The 16,918-nt window shown below is 66.7% G+C and carries 16 protein-coding genes; 6 read left to right on the forward strand and 10 right to left on the reverse strand.

Annotation, left to right across the window (positions count from 1 at the left end):
• Positions 1-27: 27 nt before the first annotated feature.
• Together EZM81_RS04515 and EZM81_RS04520 are read right to left on the reverse strand one after the other, a co-directional pair.
• On the reverse strand, positions 28-1,326 hold the full coding sequence (locus EZM81_RS04515; RefSeq protein WP_169052302.1) for an HlyD family type I secretion periplasmic adaptor subunit: 1,299 nt from the start codon (positions 1,324-1,326) through the stop codon (positions 28-30).
• Positions 1,323-3,074, reverse strand: coding sequence for a type I secretion system permease/ATPase (locus EZM81_RS04520; RefSeq protein ID WP_136644926.1), 1,752 nt, complete (start codon positions 3,072-3,074; stop codon positions 1,323-1,325). Before EZM81_RS04520 ends, EZM81_RS04515 begins: the two co-directional genes overlap by 4 nt.
• Before the next feature lie 187 nt (positions 3,075-3,261).
• On the opposite strand from EZM81_RS04520, the gene EZM81_RS04525 reads away from it, so the two are divergent.
• The gene (locus tag EZM81_RS04525; RefSeq protein WP_240783930.1) at positions 3,262-3,993 is read left to right on the forward strand and encodes a VacJ family lipoprotein; all 732 of its coding nucleotides are present in this window, start codon (positions 3,262-3,264) and stop codon (positions 3,991-3,993) included.
• On the forward strand, positions 3,983-4,591 hold the full coding sequence (locus EZM81_RS04530; protein ID WP_136644927.1) for a phospholipid-binding protein MlaC: 609 nt from the start codon (positions 3,983-3,985) through the stop codon (positions 4,589-4,591). Before EZM81_RS04525 ends, EZM81_RS04530 begins: the two co-directional genes overlap by 11 nt.
• A 31-nt stretch (positions 4,592-4,622) precedes the next feature.
• On the opposite strand, the gene EZM81_RS04535 is transcribed toward EZM81_RS04530, so the two are convergent.
• Entirely contained in the window at positions 4,623-6,986 is a 2,364-nt protein-coding gene (locus EZM81_RS04535; RefSeq protein WP_136644928.1) for a transglycosylase domain-containing protein, read from the reverse strand.
• 284 nt (positions 6,987-7,270) lie between these two features.
• Between EZM81_RS04535 and EZM81_RS04540 the strand changes: the two genes are divergently transcribed.
• The 3 genes from EZM81_RS04540 (at position 7,271) to EZM81_RS04550 (ending at position 10,100) form a co-directional block, all read left to right on the forward strand.
• Complete coding sequence (locus EZM81_RS04540; RefSeq protein ID WP_135447527.1) at positions 7,271-7,609, forward strand: P-II family nitrogen regulator; 339 nt, start codon at positions 7,271-7,273, stop codon at positions 7,607-7,609.
• Positions 7,610-7,637: 28 nt separating this feature from the next.
• Entirely contained in the window at positions 7,638-9,005 is a 1,368-nt protein-coding gene (locus EZM81_RS04545) for an ammonium transporter (RefSeq protein WP_136644929.1), read from the forward strand.
• Positions 9,006-9,215: 210 nt separating this feature from the next.
• Entirely contained in the window at positions 9,216-10,100 is an 885-nt protein-coding gene (locus EZM81_RS04550) for a DMT family transporter (RefSeq protein ID WP_167850890.1), read from the forward strand.
• Here the strand turns inward: EZM81_RS04550 and EZM81_RS04555 are convergent.
• The 5 genes from EZM81_RS04555 to smpB all read right to left on the reverse strand — a co-directional run bounded on the left by EZM81_RS04555 (position 10,078) and on the right by smpB (position 14,065).
• Positions 10,078-10,959, reverse strand: coding sequence for a DMT family transporter (locus EZM81_RS04555; RefSeq protein ID WP_136644930.1), 882 nt, complete (start codon positions 10,957-10,959; stop codon positions 10,078-10,080). The genes EZM81_RS04550 and EZM81_RS04555 overlap by 23 nt on opposite strands.
• Positions 10,960-10,965: 6 nt before the next feature.
• Positions 10,966-12,141 (reverse strand): amino acid aminotransferase, encoded by a 1,176-nt coding sequence (locus EZM81_RS04560; RefSeq protein ID WP_136644931.1) that lies wholly within the window; start codon positions 12,139-12,141, stop codon positions 10,966-10,968.
• A 48-nt stretch (positions 12,142-12,189) separates the two neighbouring features.
• Positions 12,190-13,053, reverse strand: coding sequence for a 3-mercaptopyruvate sulfurtransferase (gene sseA / locus EZM81_RS04565; RefSeq protein WP_136644932.1), 864 nt, complete (start codon positions 13,051-13,053; stop codon positions 12,190-12,192).
• Positions 13,054-13,174: 121 nt separating this feature from the next.
• Positions 13,175-13,459, reverse strand: coding sequence for a hypothetical protein (locus EZM81_RS04570; protein ID WP_211195383.1), 285 nt, complete (start codon positions 13,457-13,459; stop codon positions 13,175-13,177).
• 126 nt (positions 13,460-13,585) lie between these two features.
• Positions 13,586-14,065, reverse strand: coding sequence for an SsrA-binding protein SmpB (gene smpB / locus EZM81_RS04575; RefSeq protein ID WP_135447513.1), 480 nt, complete (start codon positions 14,063-14,065; stop codon positions 13,586-13,588).
• 49 nt (positions 14,066-14,114) lie between these two features.
• Here smpB and EZM81_RS04580 point away from each other — a divergent pair, with 49 nt between their 5' ends.
• Positions 14,115-14,552: a potassium channel family protein gene (locus EZM81_RS04580; RefSeq protein WP_135447511.1), complete on the forward strand. Its 438-nt coding sequence runs from the start codon at positions 14,115-14,117 to the stop codon at positions 14,550-14,552.
• A 13-nt stretch (positions 14,553-14,565) separates the two neighbouring features.
• On the opposite strand, the gene recQ is transcribed toward EZM81_RS04580, so the two are convergent.
• Both recQ and EZM81_RS04590 read right to left on the reverse strand, forming a co-directional pair.
• Positions 14,566-16,608 (reverse strand): DNA helicase RecQ, encoded by a 2,043-nt coding sequence (gene recQ / locus EZM81_RS04585; protein WP_136644934.1) that lies wholly within the window; start codon positions 16,606-16,608, stop codon positions 14,566-14,568.
• 4 nt (positions 16,609-16,612) lie between these two features.
• Positions 16,613-16,900 carry a YggT family protein gene (locus tag EZM81_RS04590; RefSeq protein WP_135447973.1) on the reverse strand — a complete coding sequence of 96 codons (288 nt, stop codon included), beginning with the start codon at positions 16,898-16,900 and terminating at the stop codon, positions 16,613-16,615.
• Between the last annotated feature and the right edge of the window lie 18 nt (positions 16,901-16,918).

Here is a 16,918-nt window from a genome sequence, read left to right on the forward strand (position 1 = left end):
ACGGGCGCCCCGGGGCCTGCCTTGGCGCTAGCTTTCACGCAGCGCGCGGCGGAAATAGGCGCTGAATGGCTCGATCAGATAGGTCAGCGGCGTTCGGGCGCGGGTGGCAAGGAAGACGTCCACCGGCATCCCCGGAACCAGCCTGCGATCGCCCAGCCGCGCCAGTTCCTGCGGCGCAATCTCGACCCGGACAAGGAAACGGGCTGCCCCGGTCGACTGGTCGGTCACCGCATCGGGTGAGACCAGTATGACCCTTCCGGCAAGCCGGGGCGAATCGCGCCCCGCCAGGCCCGGAAAGGCAAGATCGGCGCGTTGGCCCGGTGCGATATCGTCAATGTCGGTCGCGGCGATTCCTGCCGTGACCACCAGAGGGCGGCCTTCCGGAACGATCACAAGCGCCGTCTCTGCCGCGCGGAGCACCTCGCCGGGGGCTGACAGGACAAGGCCCATGACCCTGCCAGACACCGGCGCCCGGATGTCCAGCCGGGCGATACGTTCTGCAAGGGCCGCCCGACGGGCCTGCAGTTCTAGGATCAGGGGCTCGATCTCGCGCAGCTCGGTTGCGGCGGCCTCCTTGCGACGGAGGGCAAGGGCAGTGTCCTCGATGCCGATTTCGGTGATCTGCCCTTCCGCGACAGCCTGGGCTGCCTGCAATTCCCCTGCCTGACCCGACAGTCGCGCCTTCTCCCTTTGCAGAGCCAGGACAGACGCCTGCGGGACAAGCCCGCGCTTGAACAGGCCTTGTTGCGCGGCCAGGTCCTTTTCGATCAGGCGCAACTGCAGGTCAACTGCCTGCCGCTGGGCGGTCAGCCCCGCGATCTGGGCACGGATCTGCACGATCCGCTGGGCAAGCTGTGCCTGCATTTCGCGCTGCGTGTCACGGCGCGCTGCGAACAGCTTCTGCTGTCCTTCGATCCGGGCGGCAAGGTCAGGGTCGTTTGCGGCACGCGCCTTCACCTCGGCCGGAAATTCCACGGCGTCCAGCCCGTCGCGTTCGGCGCGTAGCCGGGCACTGTGGGCAAGAAGCTCGTTCAGTCGCAGGTCTGTCACGGCAAGTTCATGGCGCAGCGCAGCACCGTCCAGCACCAGAAGCACCTCGCCTGCCGATACCTGCGCACCTTCCGCCACCCGAATCTCGGCCACCACGCCGCCATCGGGATGCTGGACGGGCAGGCGACCCTGATCCGGTTCGACCCGGCCGCGGGTGACTACGGCACCAGACAGCGTGGCCGTCGCCGCCCACAGGCCAAGGCCCAGAACCAGCATGGCCGTCGCAAGAAGGCCAAACACTGCCGGGCCGCGGACGGAAAGGTTGGCCGTCGTCATCCCGCGATTCCCAGGCCCAGGCTGCGGCTGATGACCCCCGCATTGCCGACCTGATCGCGCAGGACGCTGTCGCGGGGGCCAAAGGCGGCGACGGCCCCCTGTTTCAGCACCATCAGAAGATCGCATTCCTGCAGGACCGCTGGCCGATGCGCCATGATGGCGACCGCCGCCCCTGCTGCCTTGGCCACGCCCACCGCCCGGTTCAGGGCCAGCGCGCCGTCACTGTCCAGATGGGCATTGGGCTCGTCCAGCACCAGAAGGACCGGATCGCCATAAAGCGCACGGGCCAGGCCGATCCTCTGGATCTGCCCGCCCGACAGGGGCGTTCCGGGCGCGCTGACGCGGGTGTCGTAACCTTCGGGCAGCGACAGGATCATCTCGTGCGCGGCAGCGGCGCGGGCGGCGGCAACGATGCGTTCGGCCGGGGCATCGGGATCCAGGCGGGCAATGTTCGTCGCGATGGTGCCGTCGAACAGGCTGACGCGCTGCGGCAGATAGCCGACGAGCGGCCCAGGACCATCTGGCCCGAACTGGTCGAATCCCGCACCATCCAGCCGGATCTCGCCTGTATCCGGGACAAGGGCCCCGACCAGTGCCCGCGCCAGCACCGTCTTGCCCGCACCCGAGGGGCCGATCACACCCAGCGCCTGACCAGGCTTAAGCGTGAAACTCACCCCATGCAGGACGGGACGCGCGGCTGCGGACGGGCGGACGCCAAGCCCGCGCACCTCGACCACGGCTCTTGGGCGGGGCAGGGCGGTGCGCAAGGCGCGCGCCGGTTCGGCGGTCAGCAGCTGGCCCAGCCTGGCCCGTGCCTGTCGTGCACGGGTGAGGGCAGGCCAGTGGGCGATGGCCTGCTCGAGCGGAAGCAGGGCCCGCCCCATCAGAAGCGGCGCCGCAAGCATGGCCCCGGCTGTCACCTTGTCATGCAGGACAAGCCAGGCTGCCAGCCCCAGCATCGCCGATTGCAGGAACAGCCGGAAGGTCCGCGTCACGACGGACCACCGCCCCCCGATGTCCGCAGCGGCAAGCCCTTCGATCAGCGCCCTGTCGCGCAGGGTTCGCCATCGGGTCTGCGCCGCCCGCAGCATGCCCAGGGCGCGCAGCAACCCGGCCTCGGCCGCCTGGGTCTGCACCTCGCGTTCGGCGGCAAGGGCCGCCGCGCCGGCCCTGTGCAACGTGGCTTCGGTCGTGCGCTGGTTGATCCATGCGATCAGAACCAGCGCAGCGCCCCCGGCCAGGGCCAGCCAGCCGAGCAGCGGGTGCAGGATGAAGATCGCCACCAGAAACAGTGGGGTCCATGGCGCATCGAACAGAGCCGGCAGTATGGGTGATGTCCAGAGCCGCAGCACCGAGTCGAGATCGCGCGTCGCAGCCGGCGCGGCCATGTCGCCCGGCACCCGCACGGCACGGTCAATCCCGGCCTGATGCACGCGCCCATCCAGCACCGTCTGCATCCGCGCGCCGATCCGCGCGAGGATCCTTGACCTGGCATGGTCAAGCAGCCCCATGACCAGAAACAGCACCGCCGCCAGCAGTGACAGCGTGACAAGCGTCTCTTCCGACCGCGAGGTCAACACACGGTCATAGACCTGCAGCATGTACAGCGGCGCGGTGAGAAGCAGCAGGTTGACGAGGCCCGAAAAGACGAAGGCCAGCACAAGGGCCGCGCGCAGCGGCGAGCGGGCGGCGGCAATTTCCGCCAGTCCGGTGCGGGCATCGGTCGCGGCGTCGCGGGGTGGCGGCATTGTCGCATTCCTTGGCATCATCCCGCCATGCGCTGCACAGGGATCATGCTTCCGCGTTGTGTTCGGCAATCCGTGGGCTTATCCCTTGCCAACCGCGGCATGACGCTATGCTAAGCACTTCAGGTGGCCGAACGGTAAGGGTATGGGTCTGAACAATTCGTTGATATCAGGGCGCTCCGCCCGGATCTTGCTTGCCAGCATTGCGTTTGGTCTGCTGGCGGCCTGCGGCGCTCCCCCGCCGGCAGAGGGGATCAATGACCCCTACGAGGCCACGAACCGCAAGGTGCACGATTTCAACCGCAGACTTGACGAGGCGCTGGTCGGGCCTGCCTCCAGGGGCTATGGCAGCGTGGTGCCCGAACCGGCTCAGCGCGTGGTGGGCAATGTCGCACGCACGCTGGATCTGCCGGGCGACATAATGAACAATCTGCTGCAAGGCCGCATTGCCAATGCGGCCACCAACACGCTGCGGCTTGCGACCAACCTGACGATGGGGGTCGGGGGGCTTTTTGATGCGGCCACTGCTCTTGGCCTGCCGCAGAAGCCTACCGACTTCGGCGAGACGCTGCATGTCTGGGGCATGGGCGAGGGGGCCTATCTGGAACTGCCCTTTACCGGGCCTTCGACCACGCGAGACACGGTCGGCACCCTGGTCGATCTTGCGCTGAACCCGGTCCGCCTGGCCGTCCCCCCGCGCGAGGCGAATGCCGCGACGCTTCTGAAGCTTTTCTCACGCCTTGGTGACCGCAACCGCTTCTCGAACACGGTCGAATCGATCCTATATGAAAGCGCAGACAGTTACGCCCAGGCACGGCTGCTGTATCTGCAGAACCGCCGATTCCAGCTTGGCCGGGGGGCAGGCGCTGTGGGCGGTGATGACGACTTCATCGACCCTTACGAGGATCCATATGCCGAATGACCTGCTTCTGAACCGCCGCACCCTGACGCTGGGCCTTGCCTCCGGTCTGGCCCTGGCTGCCCTGCCGCGTCAGGCATCGGCACTGACGATAGAGCAGGCGCGCGGCCTGGTTGACAAGACCGTGGCCGACATCAACGCCATCATCAATTCGGGCAAGTCCGAAAGCGCGATGCTGCGCGAATTCGAAAAGCTGTTCGCCCGCTATGCAGATGTGCCCGCCATCGCGCGATCGGCCCTTGGCCCGGCGGCGCGTCAGGCTTCGCAGGCGCAGATCGCCGCCTTCACCAAGGCCTTCCAGGGCTACATCAGCCGCAAATACGGCCGCCGCTTCCGTGAATTCATCGGCGGGCGGATCGAGGTGACCGGCGCCAAGGCGGTGAAGAGCTTCTACGAGGTGATCTCGACCGCCTATCTGAAGGGCGAAGCACCGTTCGAGGTGCGCTGGCATGTCAGCGACCGGTCGGGCAAGAGCCTGTTCTTCAACATCATCATCGAGGGCGTGAACATGCTGGCCAGCGAGCGCACGGAAATCGGCGCGATGCTCGACCAGCGGCGCGGCGACCTTGACCGGCTGATCGCCGACATGTCCAGGCTCTGACGACGCCCGGGTGCCTGCGGCAGCCGTCGGGCTAGTTCCCCACCGTACCCAGCACTTCCTGCAGGATCTGGTCGGCCAGGTCCTGCTCTGCCGGCCAGTCCGGCACCGGCTGGACGTAGGCCTCGGGCAGCGGTGCGGTGTAGGCTTCGGGCAGCGGTGCCGTATAGGCCTCGGGCGGGGGGAGCGCGCCGGGGTCGGGCAGGGGGGCATAATAGGCCTCGGGCAACGGTGCCTCGTAGGATTGACCGTTGAACACAGGTGCATTCGGGTCGTCGAAATAGGGCACGTCCTCGGGCACGATCGCACCTTCGGTAGTGCTTGGGTCGATCGGCATGTAGGTGGTGTCGGGCGCTTCGGTGATCAGCGGCTTCGGCGGTACGCCCTCGTTGATCCGCACCATGACCTCGTGCCAGATCTCGGCCGGCAGTCCTCCGCCCGTGACCCCCGTCAGCGGCGAGTTGTCGTCATAGCCCATCCAGACCCCCACGACGTAATCCGCCGTGAAGCCTACGAACCAGGCATCGCGGGCCGAGTTCGTGGTGCCGGTCTTGCCCGCGGCCTCGCGATCCTTCAGCCGCGCTCGGGTGCCGGTGCCAGACTTCAGCACCTCGGTCATCATGTAGGTCAGTTCGCGCGCGGCCTTTTCGGAAATGACGCGCTCGCCGATCCCGCCGCCCGCACCGAAGAGTTCCTCGTTTTCTCCCTTCAGTTTCAGTGACTTCAGGCCGTAGGGCGTTACCGCCGACCCCCCGTTCAGGATTCCGGCGAAGGCCGCCGTCATCTCGATCAGCGTCGATTCCGATGCCCCCAGCGCAAGGGCCGGGCCGGGTGCCAGGTTCTGTGCCACACCGAATTCCGTCGCAACCTGCCGGACGAGGTCGCGTCCCACCGCCTCGGACACCCGAACGGCCGGGATGTTGCGGCTTTCGGCCAGCGCCTGGGTCAGGGTAATCGTGCCCTTGAACTTCCTGTCGTAGTTCTGTGGCGTCCACGGGCCCGAGCCGGGAATGTTGATCGTCAGCGGCACGTCCTCGACATAGTCGAAGGGGCTGTAGCCCAGGTCCAGCGCCACGGCATAGACGAAGGGCTTGAAGGTCGATCCTGTCTGCCGCAGGGCCTGCGTCGCGCGGTTGAAGTCGCCCGCATTGGGGATGTTGCGCCCGCCCACCATGGCCCGCACCGCACCGTCCGCGCCCATCACCACGATGGCGGCCTGCGCCTTCGACCCCGCCTTGACCTTGTTCTCGAAAACCCAGGCCAGGGCCTCTTCGGCCTGCTTCTGCATCTTCTGGTCGAGCGTCGTCTCGATGATCACGTCTTCGGTCGTGTCGCGGGCCAGATAGTCGGGCGTGGTTTCCATCACCCAGTCGGCGAAGTAACCGCCCGACCGCTGCCGCGCCGCCGCCGACAGCTGCGCAGGATTGCGCCGCGCTTCGTCGGCCTCGGCCTTGGTCAGGTAGCCCTGCTCCTCCATCAGGCCGATCACGACGTTCGCCCGGCTGCGCGCGCGTTCCATGTTGCTGGTCGGCGCAAACGTCGAGGGCGCCTTGAGCAGACCCGCCAGCATCGCCGCCTCGGCGGCCGAAACATCCTTGGCCGACTTGCCGAAATAGCGCTGCGCCGCAGCCTCGAACCCGCGGGTGCCCGCGCCCAGATAGGCGCGGTTCAGGTAGATCGTCAGGATTTCTTCCTTGGAGTATTTCAGCTCCATGGCCAGGGCGAAGGGCACTTCCTTGATCTTGCGCCAGATCCCGCCGCGGCGGCAGTCGCGTTCGTAATCGGCTTCTGTCTTCCAGACGGCCGGATCCCATTTCACGCCCAGGCACAGCAGCTTTGCCGTCTGCTGGGTGATGGTCGAACCGCCGTTGCCCTCGAACGGCCCGCGGCCTTCGGAAAGGTTGATGCGGATCGCGCTGGCAATGCCCCGGGGCGAGATGCCGAGATGCCAGTAGAAGCGCCGGTCCTCGGTGGCAACCACGGCATCATGCAGCACCTTGGCGACGCTTCCGGCAGTGATCATGCCGCCGAAGGTCTCGCCGCGCCAGGCGAAGACCTCGCCCCTGTTGTCCAGCATGGTGACCGAACCTCGCGCGCGGCCGTCGACCAGTTCGGTCACCGGGGGAAGCTGGGCGTGAAAATACCACACGACCGCGCCCAGGATCAGTGCCCCGATGGCCGTGGTGCGCCAGGCGATGCCCCAGATCACGCGCCAAACCAGCAGGAAGAACCCGACGATCAGCCCATGCTGCCGCCGGGGTCTGCGGGGTTGCCGCGCCGTGCGCCGGGACGGTTTCGCAGGCTTCTTCGGCCCGCCGGCAGAGGAACCGGCGCGCGATGCGGGCGGATAGCGTCGGTCTGCGACAAGGGGGCCGCGCCCCCGGTTTCCTGGTGCCATGCCTGCGCAGCCACTTGTGACATGGGCCGGTTATCATGGCCCGTTTGAGCGGGAACATAATCCCGTTCCGCCGGAAAGCGAAGTCGGGCGCGGGACGATTCGCGTATGATTGCCGCCCAAAATTTGTGCACGACAATTCGGAAGTGCAAAAATTGTGCAAATCCTTTGGAAAACGGCGGCAGGACTTCAGCCGTTTCCTTGTGCTGTCACGTCATTCGTCCGCCTGATCCGGGACGAGGGTCCCGTGCCCTGAGGTGCCTGCCAAAAGACAGAAGGGGAAGAACGTGAAGCTCATCATTGCAGCAATCAAGCCGTTCAAGCTGGAGGAGGTCCGCGAGGCGCTGACCGCCATCGGCGTGCGCGGCATGATGGTGACCGAGATCAAGGGGTTCGGCAGCCAGTCGGGCCATACCGAAATCTACCGCGGCGCGGAATACGCGGTGAACTTCGTTCCGAAGGTCCGGCTGGAGATCGTGGTCTCGGACGCGCTGGCCGACCAGGTGGTCGCGACTATCCAGAAGACCGCAAAGACCGGCAAGATCGGCGACGGAAAGATTTTCGTCCTCGACGTGGAACAGGCGGTGCGGGTGCGCACCGGCGAAACCAATGACGACGCGCTGTGATCGGCGGGGAAAAGGGGAAACACCTGACATGAAGATGCAATCGAAATTCGCAGGCCTCGGCGCGCTGTCTGCCGCGCTTCTGGCCAGCCTGACCGCCTGGGCGCAGGAGGCCACGGTCGAGGCGACCGAGGCCGCCGCCGAGGTCGCAGCCGAAGTCGTCCCGGTCATGGACAAGGGCGACGTCAGCTGGATGATGATCTCGACCGTCCTCGTCCTGTTCATGACGCTGCCGGGTCTTGCGCTGTTTTACGGTGGCCTCGTGCGGTCGAAGAACATGCTGTCGATACTGATGCAGACCACGGCCATCGCCTGCGTCATGATGCTTGTCTGGGTGATCTACGGCTATTCCTTCGCCTTCGGCGGCTCGACCTCGCCCTGGTGGGGCGGCACCGGCAAGCTGTTCCTTTCGGGCGTCACCGCCGACAGCATGGCGGCGACCTTCTCGGAAGGTTACGTCATCCCGGAATACCTGTTCATCGCCTTCCAGATGACCTTTGCCGCAATCACCCCTGCGCTAGTGATCGGCGCTTTCGCGGAACGGGTCAAATTCAAGTCGGTCCTGGTGTTCTCGGTCCTCTGGGGCACCTTCTCCTACTTCCCGATCGCGCACATGGTCTGGGATGCCAGCGGCTATCTCTACGGCAAGGGTGCGATCGACTTCGCCGGCGGCACGGTGGTGCACATCAACGCCGGGATCGCCGCCTTGGTCGGCGCCATCGTGATCGGACCGCGCATCGGTTACGGCAAGGACAACATGGCCCCGCATTCCATGGTCATGACCATGATCGGCGCCTCGATGCTGTGGGTCGGCTGGTTCGGCTTCAACGTCGGCTCCAACCTCGAAGCCAATGGCGGCGCGGCGCTGGCGATGATCAACACCTTCATCTGCACCGCAGCGGCGACGCTGGCCTGGTGTGCGATCGAGGGCATGGCGCGCGGCAAGGCCTCGATGCTGGGCGCGGCCTCGGGCATGATCACCGGGCTTGTCGCTGTCACCCCGGCCTGCGGCACCATCGGCCCGATGGGGGCGATCCTGCTGGGTGTGCTTGCGACGCTGGCCAGCTACTTCTTCGTCACCGTGGTGAAGCTGAAGCTGAAGTATGACGACAGCCTGGACGTGTTCGGCATCCACGGCGTCGCCGGGATCGTCGGCGCTGTGCTGACCGGCGTCTTCTCGGCTGCGGCCTTCGGCGGGGTCAAGGGCGACGACTATGCGATGATGGCCCAGCTCTGGATCCAGATCGAGGGCGTCCTCATCACCATCGTCTGGTCGGGCGTCGTGTCCTTCATCGCCTTCAAGCTGGTGGACATGACCATGGGCCTGCGCGTGGACAACGACACCGAGCGGCAGGGCCTTGACCTCACCAGCCACGGCGAGCAGGCCTACCATTCGTAAACAGACGACCCGGCGGCGGGCCGCCTCCTCCCGGTTTGCCGCCAAAGGTCACGTCGGCCCGCGGGTTCCTCCCCCCGCGGGCCATTTCCATTGCAGGGTTCATGTCGGCGGCCTCTTCCGCAGTCTGCCGACACCGTCGGGCACCCCGTCGATGCGCCTTCCCTCTGTCGCATGGCCAGTCTAGTGTCCGCCCGTCGAAGGATTTCCCGCATGGACCGCGAAGGCACTCTGTTGAAAGGCGCGGTTCTGGTGATCGCCGCGACCTTCCTGTTCGCTCTGGCCGATGCGTTGGGCAAGCATCTTGCCGCCCTTTACACCACCATGCTTATCCTTGCCGCACGCTATACCGTGAACCTTGCGCTGGTTGCTGCCGTCATGGTCCCGCGGCATGGTGCGGCCCTGTGGCGGACGCGTCGGACCGGCCTGGTGATCCTGCGGGGCCTCTGCCTTGCGATGGCCTCGATCACCATGCTTCTGGCGCTGCGCATCATGCCGGTGGCCGAGACAGTGGCGATCATCTACATCACACCGGTCCTGTTGATGCTGGCCTCTGGCCCCGTTCTCGGCGAGCGCGTCAGCACCGCCGGCTGGGTCGCCGCGGCCCTCGGCTTTTCCGGCGTTCTGCTGATCGCGCGGCCGGGCGGCGGCCTTGACCCCTGGGGCGTGGCGCTGGCGCTGGCCAATGCGACCCTGGCCACGGGCTACCACCTGCTGACCCGCATCCTGACCCGCACCGAGACCACGATGGCGCTGATGGTCCACACCGCTCTTGTCGGAGCGGTAGTCTTCCTGATGCTGGTTCCGCTGCTGGGCGCCGGGCCGCTGCCCGGCCCGGTCGATGCTGCGCTGATGCTGGCGCTGGGGGCGCTTGCGACGCTGGGCCACCTGATGTTCACCAGCGCCTACCGCGAGGCGCCGGCGGCCGTCCTGGCGCCGGTCAACTACCTGCACGTCGCCTTTGCCACGGTGCTGGGCTGGCTGGTCTTCGGGCAGCTGCCGGACCTGTACGGCTTTGCCGGCATGGGCGCGATCGCCGCCGCGGGCCTGCTGGCCGCGTGGAAAGCGGCGCGGGTCAGGCCGTCTGGCCCAGCGTGATCAGCGCCGTCCCTGCCACGGCCAGCGCAGCCCCAAGCCAGGCCATGGGGGCCGGTACGCGGCGGGAAACAACCCAGACCATCGGCAGGATCAGGATCGGCGTGGTCGAGGAAAGCGTCGTCACGATCCCCACATCGCCGTGTGCCAGCGCGGCCATCAGCAGCGACATGCCCAGGAACATCCCCGAGAAGGCCGAGGCCCCGATCCGCCGCACCTCTGGCATTGCAGGCCAAGCCGCTGGCCGCAGCGGCGGCAGCGCCAGCAGGGCCAGGAAGAACGCCGCCCCTAGCCCGGACCGGATCGCCATCGCCGTGAAGGGCTCGACCCCCGCCAGCATCGCCGGGCGGGCCAGAAGGCTGCCGCCCGCCTGGCCAAGCGCGGTGATCACACCCAGCCCCAGCCCAAGCGCCAGCGCGCCCTGCCCGCGCGCGCCTTCGCGTCCGCCGGGACCGAGGATAGCCAGCACGATTCCCGCCAGGATCAGCCCGACCCCGGCACCTTGCAGCAGGTTCACCGTCTCGCCCCGGAACGCATAGCCCATGATCAGCGCGAAAGGCGCCGAAAGCGTGAAGACCAGTGCATTCAGCCGCGCGCCCAGAAGCTGGATCGTGGCGACAAAGCAGACGGTGGCCAGCATGATCCCCACGACAGACGATCCCGCCAGCCAGGCGAACTGCTCCAGCCCGACCGTGCGCCATCCGCCAAGGGCCAGCGAGGCGGCGGCAGTCATCCCGAAGGCCATCGTCATCTGCCAGCGCGCCAGTTGCAGCGCGCTCACCCGGCCTGTCAGGCTGTCGATCTGCATCGCCGACAGCGCGAAGCTCGCCGCCGCCGCAAGTGAAAGCACGACGGCAAGCATGATGCGTCAGATCACCTGTGCGATCGCCGCGGCCAGTACCGGCACGGTATGCGCGTTCAGACCGGCAATGTTGATCCGGCTGTCGCTGACCATGTAGATGCCATGCTCTTCCCGCAGGCGGGCGACCTGCGCCTCGGTCAGGCCAAGCCGGCTGAACATGCCCCGGTGATGCGCCACGAAGTCGAACCGCCCGGAATTGGTGGCGCGGCGCAACTCGTCGGCCAGCTGCCTGCGAAGGTCCAGCATGTTCTGCCGCACCTCTTCCAGTTCCGCCATCCAGTCGGCGGTCAGGGCCGCATCTTCCAGGATCATCGTCACCACACGCGCGCCGTGGTCGGGCGGGAAGCTGTAATTCTGCCGGTTCAGGAAGTTCAGGTTGCCCTGCACCACACCCTTGCGGTCGGCTGATGTCAGCGCGATCAGGATGCCGGTGCGTTCGCGATAGATGCCGAAGTTCTTGCTGCACGAGGCGGCGATCAGCACTTCGGGGAAGGCCGCGGCGATCTTGCGGGTTGCCGCCGCATCCTGTTCCAGCCCGTCACCGAACCCCTGATAGGCAAGGTCAACGAAAGGCACCGCGCCCTTCCGTTGCAGAAGCGCGATTACCTGGTCCCATTGCCCGGCATCCAGGTTCGCACCTGTCGGATTGTGGCAGCAGCCGTGCAACAGGACGGCATCGCCCGCCGCCACGCCCTCGAGGTCGGCCATCAGTCCGGCAAAGTCGATGCCCGATGTGGCGACATCGAGATAGCGATACTCTACCCCCGTCATGCCGAGGTATTTCACGATCGACGGATGGTTCGGCCAGGTCGGCGCGCTCATCCAGACGCGGGCCTTGGGGTTGGCCATGCGGATCAGTTCCAGCGCCTGCCGGATCGCGCCGGTGCCGCCGGGGGTCGCGACACTGGCCGCGCGGTCGGCAAAGCCCTGCCCGAGGATCATCCCCACCATGGCGGCGTTGTAGGCTGGGTCGCCGGCAAGGGCCGTATAGGTCTTTGTCGTCTCGGTCTCCCACAGCCTTTTCTCGGCCGCCTTGACGGCGCGCATCACCGGGGTAAGGCCGTTCGCGTCCTTGTACACGCCAACGCCAAGGTCGATCTTCGTCGTCCTGGGGTCGTCGCGGAACATGGCAATCAGTTGCAGGATCTTGTCCTGCGGCTGGGGGGACAGGGATTCAAGCATGGGAAACTCCGGCGAAAGCTACGGACAGGGTGGCGCGGGGCGCCGGACCTAGGGCCCGGTTGCCACCCGCAGGTCGTCATACATGCCCCATTCGGCCCAGGAGCCATCATAGAGCGCGTGGTTGCGATGTCCGATCCGTTCCAGCGCCAGGCTCAGGATCGCAGCCGTGACACCCGAGCCGCAGGTGGTGATCGCGGGTTTGGTCAGGTCCACCCCCGCAGCTTCGAACAGGGCCTTCAGTTCGGCCGGCGTCTTCATCGTGCCATCAGTGTTCAGCACCTCGGTAAAGGGGATGTTCCTGGACCCCGGAATATGCCCCGACCTAAGGCCGGGGCGGGGTTCCGGTGCCTCGCCCCGAAAGCGCGCGGCCGATCGGGCATCCAGGATTTCCGCCTCGCCCAGCTTTGCCGCATGGGCGACCTGGGTCACATCCTTGACCAGATGGTTCTGGCGGGAAACCGTCATGTGCCGGTCGCGTATCACCGGCGGCATGTCCTCGATCTCGCGGCCCTCGGCGCGCCATTTGGGGAAGCCGCCGTCCAGCACGGCCACATCGGTCTTGCCCATCAGCCGGAACGTCCACCAGACACGTGCCGCACTGAAAAGGCCGGCACCGTCATAGACCACAACCTGATGCCCGTCGCCCACGCCCATCGCCCGCATCCGGCTGATGAACTTTTCGGGCGGAGGCGCCATGTGCGGCAGGCTGGAGCGCTGGTCGGAAATCTCGTCGATGTCGAAGAAGCGCGCACCGGGGATGTGGGCGGCCTGATATTCGGCCTTCGCATCCCGCCCGGCATCGGGCAGATACCAGCTGGCGTCCAGAACCCGCAGGTCGGGGTCGCGCAGGTGTTTGGCCAGCCAGTCGGTCGAGACCAGCGTCCTGGGGTCGTCCTGCGGCGATGGGGTCATCTGGGGGCCTCCCGTAGGGTCAGCCGCATATACCCGCGGGCGGCCCCCGGACGCAAGCACACCGGACAGGCGCAGCGGTACGGCACGGGGCGGGCGTCCCCTGGCGCCTGTGCCAGCCGTCTTACTTCACCAGCGCCTTCCTGATCGCGCCAAGGATTGCCGTCAGCACCGCACCCCCGACACCGCCGCCGGCCACCGACTGGATGATGGCATTCAGGTCCAGGCTTTTCGCCGCATCCGCGGCCGCGCCGTCGCCGCCCAGCATTGCAAGGATTACCCCGCCCAGACCGCCACCCACGGCTCCGGCGATCGAATTGCCTGCGGTGCCCAGGCTGAGGTTCTTTAGCCCGGCGCCTGCGGCATTTCCGCCGATCAGACCCGCGATGATCTGGATGATCAGTTCCATTCCCATGACCACAGCCTTTCCCTCTGGTCCGGTGGGCCCGGGAAGGGCGTCCGGACGACCCCGGATTTGCTGTCCGGTCGGAAAATGGTGCCAGACATGGCCATTTCGGTCAACGAATGGTGCAGGTCAGTCCCGGCTGTTCTGCTTCAGAAGCCGGGCCTTCTGCCGCTCCCAGTCGCGCTTGGCTGTGGTTTCTCGCTTGTCGGCCAGCTTCTTGCCCTTTGCGATGCCAAGCTTCAGCTTCACGATGCCGCGGTCGTTGAAATACATCTTCATCGGCACGATGGTCATGCCCTCGCGGCCCACCGCGTTCCACAGGCGCGAGAGTTCCTTCTTCGACACCAGAAGCTTGCGGCGCCGCCGTTCCTCGTGTCCGAAGGTCTTGGCCTGCAGATAGGGGGCGATGTAGCTGTTGATGAGCCAAAGCTCGCCGCCCTCGACCGAGGCATAGCTTTCGGCGATGTTCGCGCCGCCCTGCCGCAGGCTTTTCACTTCCGATCCGTGAAGGACGATGCCTGCCTCCAGGTCGGATTCAATGTGGTAATCGAACCGCGCACGCCGGTTCTCGGCAATCAGTCTGGAATTGGGATCGGACTTGGCCACCATGATCGCGCTGAGATAAGCCTTGGCGAGGCCTTAGTCCAGAAGGGACACCATGCTGACACAGATCGCGCTTGGAACCGGGTTGCTCATCGCCAATCTGGTGGTGATGGCGGTGGCCGCGCTGGTGCTGGAAGTCGTCTTCCGAAGCGCCCACCCCTGGCTCATCGCCCAGCCGCAGCGGCCGAAGCTTCTGCTGATGCTGATCGGCGTCGGCCTGTGGGTGCTTGGCGTCGTCACCGCCGGCGTCTGGAGCTGGGCCGGAACGCTGCACCTTCTGGGCGCGTTCGCGACCATGGAAGAGGCGGTCTATTTCGCGCTGGAATGCTTCACCACCCTCGGCCTTGGCGACATGGTGCCGCCAACGGAATGGCGCATTCTGGCAGCCATGACGGCCGTCAATGGCTTTCTCAGCTTCGGCCTTCTGACCGCGCTTCTGGTCGAGGCGCTGCGGCAGGTGCGGCTGGCCCAGCTGGAACGCCGCCACGACTGACCTTGCAGCAGGATCAGCCCTCGCGCAGGACCGCCAGAAAGGCAGCGCCGAAGCGTTCCAGCTTGTGCTCGCCCATTCCGGGTATCGCGGCAAGTTCCGCCAGGGTCGAGGGCCGCCGTTCGGCGATGGCGCGCAGGGTGGAATGGGTGCAGGACAGATATTTCCCCGTCCCGTCCGCGCCGCGCGCAAGCGCAAGCTGTGCCTCGGCCAGCCGGTCGAAAAGCGCGCCTTCGGGCCGTCCGGCCAGCCGCATCCGCGCCGGGTGCAGCTGCTTTGCCTCGCCCGCGATCACCTCGAGAAAGGCCGCGCCATAGCTTTCCAGCTTTTTCGCGCCGACCCCGGTGATGCCGGCCATCTGGTCCAGCGTCCGGGGCTTGCGTTCGGTCATCTCGATCAGGGTGCGGTCTGGAAAGACGACATAGGCCGGCACGTTCTGCGCCTCGGCCAGCGCGCGGCGTTTCGCTTTCAGCAGCGATAGCAGGGCCGCGTCCTCGTCTGCAACCTGTGTGCGCACGACTTCACGATCCGCCGACGCTGCGATCGTGTCGCGCCGGAGCATCACCGTGGCCTCGCCGCGCAGGACGGGCCGCGCAGCTTCGGTCATGCGCAGCGCACCGTGGCGTTCGGGGTCCGGTCGCACGAGGTCGCGCCCCATCATCTGCCGGAACACGGCACCCCAGGCCGCCTTCGACAGGTCGCGGCCGACGGCAAAGGTCGGCAACAGATGGTGCCCGCGCTCGCGCACCTTGGGCGTCGGCGTGCCGGTCAGGATGTCGATCAGATGCCCGACCCCGGACCATTCCCCGGTGCGGAGGATGGCCGACAGCGCCTTGCGCACGGCCTCGGTTGCATCGAAGGTCTGCGCCGGGCGGTCGCACAGGTCGCAGTTGCCGCAGGCCCCGGCCTCTTCCCCGAAATAGCCCAGCAGCACCTGCCGACGGCAGGCCAGGGCCTCGGCAAGGCCCAGCAGCGCGTTCAGCCGCCCGTGATCGGCGGCCTTGCGCTCTGCCGGAGCTGCGCTTTCGTCGATCTGCGACCGGCGCAGACGGATGTCGTCGGGGCCGTAAAGCGTCAGCGTCTCGGCCGGGCTGCCATCGCGGCCCGCGCGGCCGATTTCCTGATAATAACTCTCGATCGACTTCGGCAGGTCGGCATGGGCGACCCAGCGGATGTCGGGCTTGTCGATCCCCATTCCGAAGGCGACCGTCGCAACGACGATCAGCGCGTCCTCGCGCTGGAAGCGCGCCTCGACCTGCCGGCGCTCTTCCGCCTCCATTCCGCCATGATAGGCCGCCGCGGGATGGCCCGCCTCGCGCAGGGCCTGGGCCAGCACCTCGGTCTTGGCACGGGTGCCGCAATAGACAATGCCGGATTGCCCCTTTCGCGCCGCCGCAAAGCGCAGGATCTGCTCGCGCGGGCTGGACTTGACGGCGAAGGCCAGGTGGATGTTCGGCCGGTCGAAGCCGCGCAGGAAGGTGGCCGGCGCCTCGCCGTCGAACAGCCGGGCGACGATCTCGGCCCGGGTCTCGTGGTCGGCCGTGGCGGTAAACGCCGCGAGCGGCACCTTCAGCGACCGGCGAAGTTCGCCGATCCGCAGGTAGTCGGGGCGGAAGTCATGGCCCCACTGGCTGACGCAATGGGCTTCGTCGACCGCGATCAGGCTGCATCGGGCCCGTCGCAGCAAGGCCAGCGCCCCGCCCGAAGCCAACCGTTCCGGCGCCATGTAGAGAAGCTTCAGGCGACCGTCGTCGATGGCCTGAAAGACTGCCTCCGTCTCTTCGCCGGTGTTGCCCGAGGTCAGCGCCCCGGCCTCTACACCCGCCGCCCGCAGCGCGCGGACCTGGTCCCGCATCAGTGCAATGAGCGGCGAGATGACGACCGTCACCCCTTCGCGGCAAAGCGCCGGAAGCTGGAAGCAGAGCGACTTGCCGCCGCCAGTGGGCATGATGGCCAGCGTGTTCCGCCCTGAAAGCACCGACTGCACGATTTCCGCCTGACCGGGGCGGAAATCGGGGAAGCCGAAGACAGAGTGCAGAAGCCGGGCCGCCTGGTCCAAGGGATCAGAGGAAGACGGCGGCGTTGTTGATCAGGATGATCCGCAGCGCATAGACCGCGATCAGCACGACCAGCGGCGCAAGATCAAGTCCGCCCATGTTCGGCAGAATACTGCGCACGCGGGAATAGACCGGTTCCAGCAGCCGGTTCAGCCCGTCCCAGATCGAGGCGACAAGCGGCTGGCGCAGGTTCAGCACCTGGAAATTGATCAGCCAGCTCATGATGATGTGGGCGATGATGATGAACTGCGCGATGTCTAGGATCAGAAGCAGGATCTGGAAGAGCGAGGTCATCGGGCACTCCGGCGCAGG

Origin of the sequence: Tabrizicola sp. YIM 78059 (assembly GCF_004959785.1) — a bacterium.
GTDB lineage: Bacteria > Pseudomonadota > Alphaproteobacteria > Rhodobacterales > Rhodobacteraceae > Tabrizicola > Tabrizicola caldifontis.